Origin of the sequence: Pelotomaculum isophthalicicum JI (genome assembly GCF_029478095.1) — a bacterium.
Lineage (GTDB): Bacteria > Bacillota > Desulfotomaculia > Desulfotomaculales > Pelotomaculaceae > Pelotomaculum_D > Pelotomaculum_D isophthalicicum.
Genome location: NZ_JAKOAV010000023.1, coordinates 15,496 through 28,739, shown reverse-complemented (window position 1 = coordinate 28,739; position 13,244 = coordinate 15,496). Strand labels below are relative to the sequence as shown.

15 protein-coding genes and 2 tRNA genes are annotated in these 13,244 nt (G+C 48.3%); 13 read left to right on the top strand and 4 right to left on the bottom strand.

From position 1 onward, the window contains the following. Nucleotides 1-5: 5 nt before the first annotated feature. The 7 genes from L7E55_RS12075 (at nucleotide 6) to L7E55_RS17750 (ending at nucleotide 3,978) form a co-directional block, all read left to right on the top strand. Complete coding sequence (locus L7E55_RS12075; protein WP_277444506.1) at nucleotides 6-893, top strand: MBL fold metallo-hydrolase; 888 nt, start codon at nucleotides 6-8, stop codon at nucleotides 891-893. A gap of 133 nt (nucleotides 894-1,026) precedes the next feature. After that, nucleotides 1,027-2,508: a glutamate--tRNA ligase gene (gltX, locus tag L7E55_RS12070; protein ID WP_277444505.1), complete on the top strand. Its 1,482-nt coding sequence runs from the start codon at nucleotides 1,027-1,029 to the stop codon at nucleotides 2,506-2,508. Between the two features lie 71 nt (nucleotides 2,509-2,579). Continuing rightward, nucleotides 2,580-2,653 (top strand) — tRNA-Gln (locus L7E55_RS12065). Nucleotide 2,654: 1 nt separating this feature from the next. Continuing rightward, nucleotides 2,655-2,729: transfer RNA gene (locus tag L7E55_RS12060), tRNA-Glu, on the top strand. A gap of 148 nt (nucleotides 2,730-2,877) precedes the next feature. Next, complete coding sequence (locus L7E55_RS12055; protein ID WP_277444504.1) at nucleotides 2,878-3,324, top strand: CGGC domain-containing protein; 447 nt, start codon at nucleotides 2,878-2,880, stop codon at nucleotides 3,322-3,324. 71 nt (nucleotides 3,325-3,395) lie between these two features. After that, nucleotides 3,396-3,638 carry a DUF3795 domain-containing protein gene (locus tag L7E55_RS12050; protein WP_277444503.1) on the top strand — a complete coding sequence of 81 codons (243 nt, stop codon included), beginning with the start codon at nucleotides 3,396-3,398 and terminating at the stop codon, nucleotides 3,636-3,638. Then, the gene (locus L7E55_RS17750; protein ID WP_420852043.1) at nucleotides 3,598-3,978 is read left to right on the top strand and encodes a DUF7670 domain-containing protein; all 381 of its coding nucleotides are present in this window, start codon (nucleotides 3,598-3,600) and stop codon (nucleotides 3,976-3,978) included. The genes L7E55_RS12050 and L7E55_RS17750 overlap by 41 nt, the downstream gene beginning before the upstream one ends. 16 nt (nucleotides 3,979-3,994) lie before the next feature. Here L7E55_RS17750 and L7E55_RS12045 read toward each other — a convergent pair whose 3' ends face one another. Then, entirely contained in the window at nucleotides 3,995-5,128 is a 1,134-nt protein-coding gene (locus L7E55_RS12045) for a radical SAM protein (RefSeq protein WP_277444502.1), read from the bottom strand. A gap of 161 nt (nucleotides 5,129-5,289) precedes the next feature. Here L7E55_RS12045 and L7E55_RS12040 point away from each other — a divergent pair, with 161 nt between their 5' ends. From L7E55_RS12040 to L7E55_RS12020, 4 genes are read left to right on the top strand one after another with little or no spacing between them, the layout of a single operon-like run. Next, nucleotides 5,290-5,643, top strand: a complete 354-nt coding sequence (locus L7E55_RS12040) for a hypothetical protein (RefSeq protein WP_277444501.1) — start codon at nucleotides 5,290-5,292, stop codon at nucleotides 5,641-5,643. After that, on the top strand, nucleotides 5,636-6,496 hold the full coding sequence (locus L7E55_RS17605) for a CBS domain-containing protein (RefSeq protein WP_338091220.1): 861 nt from the start codon (nucleotides 5,636-5,638) through the stop codon (nucleotides 6,494-6,496). Before L7E55_RS12040 ends, L7E55_RS17605 begins: the two co-directional genes overlap by 8 nt. Before the next feature lie 8 nt (nucleotides 6,497-6,504). Next, on the top strand, nucleotides 6,505-6,846 hold the full coding sequence (locus tag L7E55_RS12025) for a DRTGG domain-containing protein (RefSeq protein WP_277444500.1): 342 nt from the start codon (nucleotides 6,505-6,507) through the stop codon (nucleotides 6,844-6,846). A 4-nt stretch (nucleotides 6,847-6,850) separates the two neighbouring features. Beyond that, complete coding sequence (locus L7E55_RS12020) at nucleotides 6,851-7,594, top strand: PHP domain-containing protein (protein ID WP_277444499.1); 744 nt, start codon at nucleotides 6,851-6,853, stop codon at nucleotides 7,592-7,594. Nucleotides 7,595-7,637: 43 nt separating this feature from the next. Here L7E55_RS12020 and L7E55_RS12015 read toward each other — a convergent pair whose 3' ends face one another. From L7E55_RS12015 to L7E55_RS12005, 3 genes are all read right to left on the bottom strand, one after another. Beyond that, entirely contained in the window at nucleotides 7,638-7,802 is a 165-nt protein-coding gene (locus tag L7E55_RS12015; protein WP_420852042.1) for an asparagine synthase, read from the bottom strand. A 77-nt stretch (nucleotides 7,803-7,879) separates the two neighbouring features. After that, a complete protein-coding gene (locus L7E55_RS12010; RefSeq protein WP_277444497.1) occupies nucleotides 7,880-8,470 on the bottom strand; it encodes an aldolase in 591 nt (196 codons plus the stop codon). After that, entirely contained in the window at nucleotides 8,464-10,257 is a 1,794-nt protein-coding gene (locus L7E55_RS12005) for an aldehyde ferredoxin oxidoreductase family protein (RefSeq protein ID WP_277444496.1), read from the bottom strand. The genes L7E55_RS12010 and L7E55_RS12005 overlap by 7 nt, the downstream gene beginning before the upstream one ends. A gap of 235 nt (nucleotides 10,258-10,492) precedes the next feature. On the opposite strand from L7E55_RS12005, the gene murI reads away from it, so the two are divergent. Together murI and L7E55_RS11995 are read left to right on the top strand one after the other, a co-directional pair. Then, nucleotides 10,493-11,308 carry a glutamate racemase gene (gene murI / locus L7E55_RS12000; RefSeq protein WP_338091219.1) on the top strand — a complete coding sequence of 272 codons (816 nt, stop codon included), beginning with the start codon at nucleotides 10,493-10,495 and terminating at the stop codon, nucleotides 11,306-11,308. 78 nt (nucleotides 11,309-11,386) lie between these two features. Continuing rightward, complete coding sequence (locus L7E55_RS11995) at nucleotides 11,387-13,222, top strand: polysaccharide deacetylase family protein (protein ID WP_277444494.1); 1,836 nt, start codon at nucleotides 11,387-11,389, stop codon at nucleotides 13,220-13,222. The last annotated feature ends 22 nt before the right edge of the window (nucleotides 13,223-13,244 follow it).

Here is a 13,244-nt window from a genome sequence, read left to right as displayed (position 1 = left end):
TTAACTTGAAAAGAATAAGCATAGCCGAAGGTGTTGAATTCCTGGAAGCGCCCCAGCAGGAATCATGGTTGATGAACAATGGTTTGTTGATTTCCGGTGAAGAAGTAATCATGATCGACGGCAGGTTTGGTGAAGAGGAAACTCTGGCGTTTATCCGGGAAAATAACGTAAGCCGCTATTTTATCTCTCATTTTCATATCGACCACGCCTCCGACGCCTGGCGGATCGCCGGCGAGACAGATTGCCGCCCGGCTTTGAACAGGACTGAATATCAATATCTTCAATCAAGTGAGAATATGTCGCGGGCAACGGGCTACGGCCAGGCGGGAGTGCACAAACTGGTTGAAGAGATTCTTATGCCGAGAATGGGTTTGCAGTATGTCCCCAGCATAGGTTCATATGAATTGGCGGAAATTGAGGCTATTTCAAAAGGACAGTTGCTTGCTGTTCCCGCTCCGGGACATTCGCCCGGCCATTATTGCCTTTACGCCCCCCAGAGCAATTCCCTTTATACCTGCGACCTGGGCCTGGACCGCTTTGGCCCCTGGTATGGCTTCCCACACTGCAACTTGAACGATTTCCTGACGTCAATTGAGAAAGCGCGCGAATTGAATGCCAAGCAGCTTTTTTCCAGCCACCGTCCGGTTATTCGTGAAGGAACGGGTGAGGCTATCGACAGGATTAAAACGATCATCGAAAAACGTCATGAGCAAGTATTAAACGCCTGGAAAAAAGGGAGAAAAACAGTAAAAGAAATCGCTCAGGAAGGGATCTTTTATCAGAGGACAGATACTCATGGAAAGCGAGCTGTTCCGGTAATGTGTTATTGGCAGGAGTCAATGGTAAGGTGCCACTTGGAGTACGCGGGACTACACGCCGAAGACAGTGAATAGAAAAAAACTTTGAATCTATTAGGTTTCTCGAAATATTTAACAAGGCGCCGGCGATTGATGGCCGGCTTCCTGTTGTTTTTTGACATCTTGTGGTAAACTCAATAGATGGGTATTATCTACAGGAGGATTGTATATGAGCAAGATACGAGTGAGATTCGCGCCCAGTCCCACCGGCAACTTGCATATCGGGGGAGCCAGGACCGCTCTCTTTAATTGGCTCTTTGCCCGGCATAACGGCGGCGTGCTGGTGCTGCGCATAGACGACACTGACACTGAACGCTCCACTGAAGCTTCGCGCCGGCAGATTCTATCCGCCCTCAAGTGGCTGGGGATCGACTGGGATGAAGGGCCGGAAGTGGGAGGTCCCTACGCGCCTTATTACCAGTCCCAACGCTTCGACCTTTACCAAAAATTCACCGCGCAGTTGATGGCCGAGGGGAAGGCTTACTACTGCTACTGCACGCCGGAAGAACTTGATTTGCGGAGAAAAGAGGCGGTGGCGGCGGGGAAAGCTCCGCGTTACGACGGACGCTGCCGCTGTTTGACCCCTGATGAGCGGAGCCGGTTGGAAGCCGAGGGGCGTAAACCCGTAGTTAGATTGCAAATTCCCGACAGCGGCGAGACAGTGGTTCACGACTACTTCAGGGGAGATGTCTCCTTTGTTAACGAGTTTCTCGATGACTTTATCATCATGAAGTCAAACGGCGTGCCCACTTACAACTTTGCCACAGTTGTGGATGACTTGGAGATGAAGATTACTCATATCCTGCGGGCTGAGGAGCATCTCTCCAATACCCCGCGGCAGGTCCTGGTCTACCAGGCTTTGGACAAGCCCACACCGGTCTTTGCTCATGTCCCCATGATTCTGGCTCCGGACAGGAGCAAGTTATCAAAGCGTCATGGCGCTACATCGGTGGAAGAGTTCAGGGATCAGGGCTATCTGCCCGAGGCCCTTGTCAACTACCTGGCCCTGCTCGGCTGGTCGCCCGGCAATGATGAGGAGATTCTGTCGTTGGAGGAGATGGTGCGGCAGTTCTCACTGGAACATGTGGGGAAGAACGCGGCTATCTATGATTTGAAAAAACTAACCTGGCTCAACGGCCATTACCTGAACGAAGCCGATCTGGGTCAGGTGACCGACCGTGTAATTCCTATACTTAAAGAGCAGAAGCTGATTCTGGAGGAGTTCTCCCATGACTTCTATCTGTATGTTAAAAATGTGGTAGGTACCGTGCGCACCAGGGTTAAAACCATCAACGAGGTCGTGGATGCCTCTACCTATTTCTTTGATGATGATTACACCTATGATGAGAAGGGAGTCAAGAAATATTTCAGCAAACCAGGTGTGGCGGAGGTGTTGTACAAAGCCCGTGAGGTCCTGGAGCAATTGGAACCCTTTAACCTGGAGACGACTGAGAATGCCTACCGGAAATTAACAGAGGAACTGGAGATTAAAACAGGAGATCTCTTTCACCCAACCAGGCTGGCCCTCTCTGGGCGGACTATGACACCCGGTCTTTTTGATATTATTGTTACTATGGGGAAAGGGAAAACACTACAGCGGCTGGACAGGGCGATCGCCTATATTGAGCGGCTGGGGGCTGATGTTGTATAGTTTTTGCTTGCATTACAACTTAGCCTATTATATAATAATTAAGTGCGCTTGATAGGTAACAACAATAATGTTGCGGGATGGTGTAGTGGTAGCACAGGTGACTCTGGATCATCTAGCCTAGGTTCGAGCCCTGGTCCCGCAGCCATGGCCCTATCGTCTAGTGGTGAGGACATCACCCTCTCAAGGTGGAGACATGGGTTCGAATCCCGTTAGGGCTACCAATGATATCTAAAACGCCTTCAGAATTAACCTGTGGGCGTTTTTTATTTCTTGGGAAATTACGCTTTTGGAGAATCCATTATTGCTACAGGAATAATCTTAAAAATATAGAAATATAACATAAATGTTTTAACTCGTTAGGAGGTTTCCATGCCGAGGATAGGAATATTAACGTGTTGGAACTGCACCCAGGAACTAAATTGCGCTTCGGCGGTATGTCTTGCCGATATGCGTAAAAAGAGAGGTTTCTTTGAAAAATACAAGGATCAGGAAACTGTTCTTGTCGGTATAATATCTTGTGCCGGTTGTCCGACAATTGGAGCCCCTGAAAAAATCTTAAAACGAGTAAAATCCCTTGCCAGCTTTAAGGTTGATGCTATCCATCTCTCATATTGCATGACGTCTGTTTGCCCGTTCGTTAACAAGTATCTTGACGTTATTAAGGAGAAATATCCTGACATAGAAATTGTTGAAGGCACACATAAACCCCGTGATAAAACAATATTCCGGGGTGAGGTATGTGAATTATTGAGTGTTAGAACTAAAGATATGACAGATTTAATTTTAACTCATATGTCGGCTAAAAAGCCAGAATAGAGCCAGAAGGAACGTCCAGGGCTTTCATTATTATTTGAGCCCCCAGTGGTAGCGGCAGAATGGAGGTTTATATGAAAATAGGTGTATGTGGAATCGCTTGTGAAAAATGTCCGAGAATGGTAAAAGGTATGTGCCCTAGTGGTGATGAAGGCTGCAAGCCTAAAGATAACAAATTCTGCATGATTTCAAAATGCGCATTCAATAAAAACGTTTCGTTATGTTTCGAATGTCCTGAGTTTCCCTGCGAAACTACCAAAAAAGGCCCAATCAGTTATGGTTACTGTACATATATTTCAGGTAAAACCAATGAGTAACAAACTTGTTTGGGTTTCAAGAGTGCTTGCGATTATATTTATACTATTTATATCAATTTTTGCCTTAGACGCGTTTTCAGATGAAGTATCATTTATTGATAACTTAATAGGTTTCTTAATGCATCTGATACCGACATTTATTTTTCTTACAGCTCTAATTATCTTCTGGAAATATCCTCAATTTAGCGGCTTAGCTTTTATTATACTTGGCATGTTATTCACATTTTATTTTAAGACCTATAGGAATATTGAATATTTTCTATTTCTTTCAATTCCACAATTTGTTATCGGCGGGTTGTTTATTATTTCTCATGTTTTACAGAGGAGTAAGTCATCCTAGTCTTACTTCGTGTTTGTTAGATTACCTGGTTTTTCAGGTAAGACAAGGTGGCATGGTACTTACCCTCTTTTTCCAGTTTATCAAGGGCGTCGGCAACCCTGGCATGGTTTGACGCGTCACGCAGATCATCCAGCACGCGGTAAACCCCCCAGCGCTTGCCCAGGATGAAATTTTGTTTTTCCCTTTCCGGCAGGGCGAGAAAGCGGTCAATTATTCCTATCATGGCCGGCTTATCTTCCGGCAGTTTGCCGTTGACTTCTTCCAGCAAATTCATGGAATGGTCGCTGACCAGATTGCTTTGAATACCGTCGAGACGTTCAATGAGCAGCTTTTCGCCGGCGACTACTTCTTCCTCGGTTTCTTCCGCGAATTCACCGTTTCGCGCTTTTTGGCTGAGCGGTGTGCCTTCAGCCACTGTCAGACTGCGCATACGGATAAAATCAGGGTTGATCATGTTCAGAACCCTGGCCGTTTCAAGCGCGTGTTCCTTAGACCACCGCTTGCCCCCCATCCCTAAAATAACGTACTCTGAAAGTGATATCCCTGATTCCTTCACCCGCCTGCCGGCCTCAATATGCTGCTGCGCGGTGGCGCCTTTATTGATTAGTTTAAGAACATCGTCGGACCCTGACTCCATTCCCACGTGGATGCGGGATAAACCGGCCTGTTTCAGCGCCGTCAGTTCCTCAACGCTCTTACGCGCCAGTGTGCTCGACCGGGCGTAGGTTGTAACACGTTCAACTGAAGGCAGGCTTTCTTTTAAGTATCTCAGGATTTCCACCACGTCATCGGTCTTCATGACCAGTGAATTGGCGTCTTGCAGAAAAACCGTCTTACCGCCGTTATACAGCCAGGAAGCGACGTGGAACAATTGGTAATCACCAGTATTATATAGCTTTACCATCACATCCATATTCAGCAAGCCGCCAAATCCGCTTTTCCGGGATATCTCCTGCACCGACCGGCACATTTTAACCACCGTGTCGATGTCATTTTTGATCTCTTCCACACTGCGCCTGGAAAAAGTTGCCCCCTTGTAAGACCTGCAGAATGCGCACTTGTTCCATGGACAGTTGCGCGTAAGCCTGAGCAAAAGACTGGCCGCTTCGCTTGGAGGTCTGATGGGGCCTTGTTCAAAAGATAATTCCATATTTTATTCACCTTTTACATAATATTATCCGGTATCTAGATATGAACATTATAACTGTTTTTTTTATAAAAAAACAATTGCCCATACCTCAGTTTCTTTGCCTAAGCGTAGGAGAAATATGATACTATAATAATGGAATCAGAAAATCAAAGAAGGTGTTAGTGTTGACGCTTTCGGAAATACAGAAAGTGTTGAAAGCAACTTGCTTTACCCATCACTGCCTGGATGACAAAAACGCGGATACAGCTTGCGGCGCTGATTTGTTGAGCGACGTCCTGGCTCACAGTAAGGAAAAGACTGTTCTTCTTACAGGATTGATTAACCCGCAGGTAATTCGTACAGCGGAAATAATCGATTTGATTGGTGTGATATTTATCCGTGGCAAGGTGCCTTCCCAGGAAATAGTAGATTTGGCTGAAGCAAAGGATATTCCCCTTCTATGCACCGTGTATCCGATGTACGAATCTTGCGGTCTCCTCTATCAAGCCGGTTTAGGAGTGATTTGCCATGAATGACAAGCAGTCCTTGCCCGGGGTACAGGATGTTATGACTAGGGATGTTATCTCTATTACCTCCGATTTAACAGTCCGGCAGGCCAAAGAACTGATGCGCGATAAAGGCATTTCGGGTATGCCGGTTGTTGACCGGGAAAATGCTCTCTTAGGTGTTATTAGTGTGGCCGATATCATTCAAGCTATGGAAAATAACAATTTGAACGCTTTTATCTCGGAAGTTATGACCGTTAACCCCGTATTTTTACATGAGCAGGATACGGTCGGACATGCCTTAAATGCGTGCCGCCGTTATGGGTTTGGAAGATTTCCCGTTATTAATGAACAATCAAAGGTTGTGGGGATTTTAACGACCAGTGATATTGTAACCCGGTTGGCCCAGTTGTTAAGAATTGATCAGGTGGATGAACCTGAAGAAAAAAAAGAGCCCAAAGATTTTACGACACAAACATATGAATGCTCGATCCAGAGTATGAATTTTGACCTGGCAGGTGTAGCGGCCAGTAACATCAAAAAAATGCTTACTGAATTGGGATTGGAAGGTACAATTATCCGGCGCGCCGCAATCGCGGCTTATGACGCTGAAATGAATGTGGTGATTCATGCCCATGAGGGAAAGCTTTCAGCCAAGGTAACACCCCATGATATAACCATTATTGTTGAAGACAGCGGCCCGGGTATAGAAGATGTTTCTTTAGCCATGCAGCCGGGATATTCCACAGCTTCCGACCGGATTAGGGAAATGGGCTTCGGGGCGGGTATGGGACTGCCCAACATAAAAAAATCAGCTGACGAATTAGCTATAGAATCTTCTCCCAAAGGCACTACATTGGTGATAAAAATTTTCATTGACTGAGGTGTTTTATGAAGCTGGTGAATTTATTAAAGGAATTGGATGCCGCCCTGTTGACACCGGATGAGATTGATCCGTCCCTGGAAGTAACCGGCTGCTACTGCGGAGACTTATTAAGCAATGTCATGGCTCACGCTAAAGACGGTGATATCTGGCTGACCATCCAAACCCACCAAAATATCATCGCCGTCGCCGTGCTTTTAAATTTGCATTGCATTATATTGGTTGAAGGTAATTTACCCCAGGATGACACCTTGCAGAAAGCGAAAAAAGAAGGGATAGTAATTTTGAGTTCACAAGAAACGGCTTATCAAGTTGCCGGACGTTTACATGACTTGGGCCTGGGAAGGTGAAAATATGCGGGAGTGGGTGTTAGACCTGCATGTTCATACCATCCTGTCACCCTGCGCGAGTGACGACATGGTGCCTCCCCTTGTTTTGAGCCGGGTCAGGCAGCTCGGTGTTGAAGTGATAGCGATAACCGACCATAATTCGGCGGAAAATGTCCCGGCCTTTATGGCAAAAGGTAAAGAGATGGGGATTGAAATTCTGCCCGGTATGGAAGTGCAGACCAGAGAAGACATCCATATGGTTTGCCTTTTTGACACTCTGGAACAGGTGCTTGACTGGCAAAGAATAATTTACAATCACTTGCCTGACCTAAAAAACAAGAAAAAAAGTTTCGGTGAGCAATGGGTTGTTGATCACGAGGGAAATAAGTTGAGAGAAGTGGAAAGGCTGCTTCTGATGGGTACGGATCTAACCGTTGAAGAAGTTGTCAGAGGCGTTCATCATTTGGGGGGTCTGTGCATAGCGGCTCATATCGACCGGAAAGCTTTCAGCTTATGGGGAAGCCTGGGTTTTATCCCCGATGATTTGCCTATAGACGGTGTGGAATTGACACCGCACCTGTCCCGCGACCAGGCTCAGCTTGACCAATTAAAAGAAAGAAGCTTTTATTACCTCGTTTCTTCGGACGCGCACTGGTTAGACGGTATATCTCCTCCCCAGTGTTTTGCGGCTATGGAATCATGCACCATTAAAGAATTGAAATTGGCCTTGTTGAAGAAAGACGGCCGTCATATCCGCACAATCCGTTAGCGCAAATAAAAGAGAGGAGTGTGCGCTCCTCTCTAAACTCTCATTACTCCGGCGGGTGTTCCATCAGGTCTATGGCGCCAAGTAAAATATGCGCCAAACCAAAACCGGCGACTCCCCATCCGATTACGGGATTTGCTTTGCGCAACGCAAGTCCTGCGGTGGTAACGGCGGTACCAAGGACAGTCGGAATCAACCCTTCGCGTGGCAACAGAATTCCCCCTTTTCTGAGAGTTAATAATATTCTTCGGGAAAAAGTTGTTTTATATGTCTGTAAAATATATGCTGTTACCACTCTTTGTATTTAGACGAGCGTTTGTCTTTTACTTCTCCTTTTAAAGCGCGGGTGATATGGATAATCCGGCAGATGTTCTCCAAACTGGAAGTCCACTGGTAGGCTTCCTCCAATAATTGTCCGGTAGCGAAACTCCCGTGTCCGCGGACCATCACAATTTTATATTCTTTTAAAAGCGAGGGCAGTTTTTCCTCTAATTCCTGGGAGCCAATGGTGTGCTCCGCGCTCAGGACGGGAATTTTATGCAGCAGGTAAGCCCCTTCAGAATCCAGCGGTATAATTTCATCTTCCAGGAGGGATAAGGCAATGGCATGAACCGGGTGGGCATGTACAACGGCCAGGGCCGCGGTCCCTTTGTAGATCGCCCGGTGCACCCTAATCTCCGTGGAGGCCAGGATGATGTTGCTGTCGTTTTTATCCAGACCTGTTTCGATGAGATCCCGTTCCTCCAGGTGACCGAGCATAGCCCCCCTTCTGGTGATGACGATACGGTCACCGCAGCGTACGCTAAGGTTGCCGCTATGCGAGCTGTTCAGCCCGGCCAGGAAAAGGTCCCGCCCGAATGTTTGAAAGTCCTTTAGCATTTGAAATCCTCCAGTCCCAATTCCCGCAGTTTCCCCGGCGAAGGAACGCCTGATTCGTTCCACCCCCTGAAACGGTAATACTCTTCGAGCATTGGTTTGAGTTCAACCACACTTCCGCTGGATGGTCCCTCTTGAATAGGCTCCTCCAGCAGCCTGGGCGGCAAAGTGTCATGGGAGCAGTCAAAACCTTCCCGCAGATTGAACAAACGCTCTAAATTCCAAATTCGTTCGCCGATCCGGTGCAGGTCCTGGGTTTGGTAATCAACACCGGTGACAGCCGATAAAATTCTGGCGAAATATTCCTCGGAAACAGCCAGATTGATAAAACGGCAGGCGATCAAGCTGTCAATAGCCGCGCTGACGTTCTGCTGGGTGATGGTCAGCCCGGCTTTACCGCCGGCGCTGAACCGGTCCACCATCTTGGGCACGCCAAGCGCCTCAGGTCCGGCCATATATGCCCGCAGGTGACAGCCGCCCCGGTTTGAGGTGGCAAAACCCAGGCCCATCCCCTGCAAGCCGCGCGGGTCGTAGGCAGTCAGTTCCAGTCCTTTTACCTGCATGGCGTATTGGCCGGCCCCGCATCTTTCAGCCAGGCGGCGCGAGCCTTCAGCCAGCAGGTCTCCATCGCCTTCCCTGTATGCGATTTGTTTGATGGCCCGGAGCATTCCCGTGGTGTCTCCGAACGAAAGCCCTGTGTTAAATATGCCTTTTTCTTCCAGTTCCATGGTGCAGCCGATGGTTACGCCGGTAGATACGGTATCCAAACCCAATTGATTGCAGAGGTGATTGGCCTCGACAATTGTGTCCAGGTCACCGATTCCGCATTCCGGACCTAGCGCCCAGATAGATTCATATTCCGGCCCCAAGGTGGTTCCTGTTTTCGTTTTAAGCAGCCTGGCGCACTGGACCGGGCAGCCGTAACAGCCTTTGCGGCCTGCGGTCATGAGTTCGGCAATGGTCTCGCCGGAAATGTTCAGCGCGTCAGGATATTGTGAACCCTGGAAATTACGGGTTGGAAAGACACCCAGTGCGTTAAAAAGTTTGACCAGAACCGGAGTGCCGAATTCAGGAAGTCCCTGGGAGGTGATCGGGTTGGCTTTGAGCCATTTGCCGGCTTCGTAGATCATGAAATCAAATTTTTCTTTGTTGGCGACTTCCACCTTCCGCGAACCTTTTGCGGCGACAGCCTTTAGTTTTTTCGCTCCCATCACCGCGCCCAAACCGCCCCGTCCCAGGGCGCGGTGCCCATCGTTCATTACGGAAGCGAATTTCACCAGATTTTCCCCGGCCGGGCCAATACACGCTATGCTTGTTTCATTCCCCAGTTTATCCTTTAGCTTGTCGTTTGTTTCCCGGACATCGGCGCCCCAAAGATCCCCCGCTTCATGCAGTGACGCCGTTCCTTCTTCTATCTTCAGGTAAACCGGCCCGGCTGAAGTGCCCTCAATAATCAGCATATCATAACCGTTCTTTTTTAACCGGATACCCCACCTGCCACCGGCGTTTGAATCCAGGATAGTGCCGGTGAGCGGCGACTTGGCCGAAGCGCTGAAGCGCCCGGCGCCGGGAACTCCGGCCCCGGTCAGCGGGCCGGTCGCGAAAACCAGTTTGTTTTCTTCCCCGAGCGGGTCGCAGCATGCCGGCACTTCCCCGGCAACTACCCAAGCTCCTATCCCGCGACCGCCAATCCAGTCTGAAAGCACTTTTTGCCCGATATTTTCCTCAGTGATTATGCCGGTACTTAAATTGACCCGGAGCGTCTTGCCGAACCAACCGCAAAAACCCATTTAGTAATAAGCCTCCTCAGTCAAAAGCGTAACAAATTATTTCTCCTCGATAATGAGTATTTCCTTTGAAGTCGTTCTTATATTTTACTGATCCCAGAAAAAACTCACCTATAATTCTATATTCGTGCTAATATTAATATTGGAACAAAGGAATCTGAACAAATTAAATTCAATATTGGTATAATATTACATATAGGTTTATTATTATTTGCAATATATATTTGTCAATGAGGTTATGTCTGTGATGTCTTGTGACAGGCCAATCGGGCTTTTTGACTCAGGAATGGGAGGGCTTTCGGTGATGCGTGAGGTGCGTTGCCTGCTTCCGGCGGAAGACCTGCTGTATTTTGCCGATTCGGCTTACTGCCCTTACGGTTCCAAACCACCGGAGGTGATTCGCGCCCGCGCTTTTGCAATTGGTGATTTCCTGATAGCAAAAGGTGTAAAGATGATTGTTATAGCCAGCAACACTACGACGGTTGCCAGTCTTGACGCCGCCCGGAAACGTTTTCACATTCCTGTCGTCGGGGTTGAGCCCGCGGTAAAACCGGCGGTTTCAGCTACTTGCAACGGTAATATTGGTGTGCTTGCCACAGGCGTCACGTTAGCGGGTGAGCGATTCAGCCACCTGTTGGAGAAATTCGGGGACGGTGTAAATGTATATACACAACCATGTCCGGGGTTAGTGGAACTTGTCGAGGCGGGTAAGCATGAAAGCCCCGAAGCGGAGGCCTTGATCAGCCGTTACCTGGACCCTATGCTGGCGAGGGAAGTTGATACAATTGTACTTGGTTGTACTCATTATCCGTTCTTGCGCCCACTGGTGGAAAAGCAGGCCGGCTCAGGCATCAAGGTTATCGACACCGGCGAGGCGGTTGCCAAGCAGGTAGCGCGCGTTTTAAAAGAGATGGAAATTGCAGCAAAAAATAATAAGCCGGGCAGGGAGAGTTTTTATACCAGTGGCGACCCGTCTGTAGTTGAGCCGGTGGTTCGCTTTTTATGGGGGGATTCCCAATTGACAGTAAAAAAATGGTCTGTCAATAAATCATAATATTTTACTATATTGGAAGTATGGGGTAAAATAAGCGCTAGTGCGGGGGTAATAATCACCGTTGGTTAGAAAAAAGACATGAACAGTAAAAAATATATCAGCATTTTGCTTATTATTTGCATATTTACTTCCTTACCGGTCACGACGGCCCTCCTTAATACTGCCACCGCCGAACCGTCCGGTGTTGTTCAAATAGGCCTTTTGGCCGGTGACCGCCAGTCTGAACAAGGAAAGTTGATCCTGTCGGTTTACGAGCAGTTACTAAGGGAAGAAGGTTTTCCATATCAGGTTGTTTCGCCGGGCGACCTAGCCGGATTAGGCGGCGCAGGTCTTAAAGAACGCTATGAGGCGCTGCTGGTGCCGGAATTTGTCAATTCGTCCATGCCGCCTGATGCGGCAGGAGTTATTAACTCTTATGTAAGGGATAACGGTGGACAAGTTCTCCTAATTTTTGACCCCGCCACGAAGGATTTAGGGGATTCGCCAAACCAGACTCCGCGGTTGGCCAACCTGGCCGGGGTCAGATATTTCATGCCCGCGCCCGGGGATCAGAGTTCCACTTACCTGGGTTATTGGTGTTTCACCTCGGCGGATAAAGGACGGGAGTGGGGAATTTCTCCGGGCAAGCTGGAGAAAGATAACGTGGTATGCAGTTACTCATACGGAAGGGTGCAGTTTGAACATTCCTGGGCAGTTAATGATGACGCCAAGGTAATTGCTTACGACAGCGGCGAGAATTTTAACAATCCCGTTATTACGGAAAAAAATTATGAAAGCGGGGGCGCGGCGGTTTATGTCAACATGCCCCTGGGGAAATATGAGCTGCGTTCAGACGACCTGGCACTCCGGTCGGTGCTGCGGACGTTCCTGATTCGTTACGCTAAAGTACCGCGATTGGTTAACAGCCCCGGCGGCAAGGGGGGTATAGTTTTTAACCTGCACATTTGCAGCGGCGCTTACTTTCGGGCATTAATGGTAATGATGATGCAGGGTTTATTCCGGAAAGACGTTCCTTTGTCAATACACATAACAGCCGGCCCTGATACCTATAAGCTTGGAGACAACGCCGGGTTTTTCGCCGAGAACAAGTTCAAGGGCAAGCCTGTTTTGGAAGTGCTTCAGAACTACGGGGAAATTGGTTCGCATGGCGGCTGGATGCATAACTTCTTCGCCTATAATCTGCAATATATGCCGGTACAGAAAGCCGCCCAGTTTATTAATTGGAATTTTGACGCCCTGGAGACCGTAACCGGTAGAAAAGTCCGGGAATACAGCGATCCCGGCGGCAACCATCCATTATGGATAGATTCTTATCTTGAAGAACTTGGGGTTAACTCCTACTATTACGCGGGTGATTCCGGTTCCAGCCCGACTCACCCCCGTCTTGACGGAAAATATGCCAGTCAAAACATTTGGGCGTTTCCAATTTCACCTTACCATGAATTTGCTTCCTTTGAAGAAATGCAGCGAGGGGGCGTTTCTTCCGGGGAAGTAAAACAGTGGCTGGATGATTTGGTTGACTTTACAGCCGGGGAAAGGACGATCCGGATGGTTTATACCCACCCGTCAGACGCACGTTTTTGTCTGGACGCCATTCGGAACCTGGAAGATAAAGCCGCGGCGGAACAAAATAACGGCAGGATTACTATAGCGCCGATGAGCTGGTTCGCTGATTTTTTAAACCGCAACGCCCAGACTCGCTGGCAGGTAAAGAAACAAGAAAGCGGGGGCTATGTCATCGATCTGGAAAACCCTGAGGGGCTGAAAGATATTACCGTGGCGGTCTATGTGGGTGATAGCCAGGATTATGTTATCCGGGGCGGCAATGTAAAAAGTGTACAGGAAGATGGATGGCTTTATCTGACCATTACTACAAACCGTCAAAAAAAACACCTGGAGGTGCGCCGGGCTTAAACATAATTCTTCGTAAACCGAA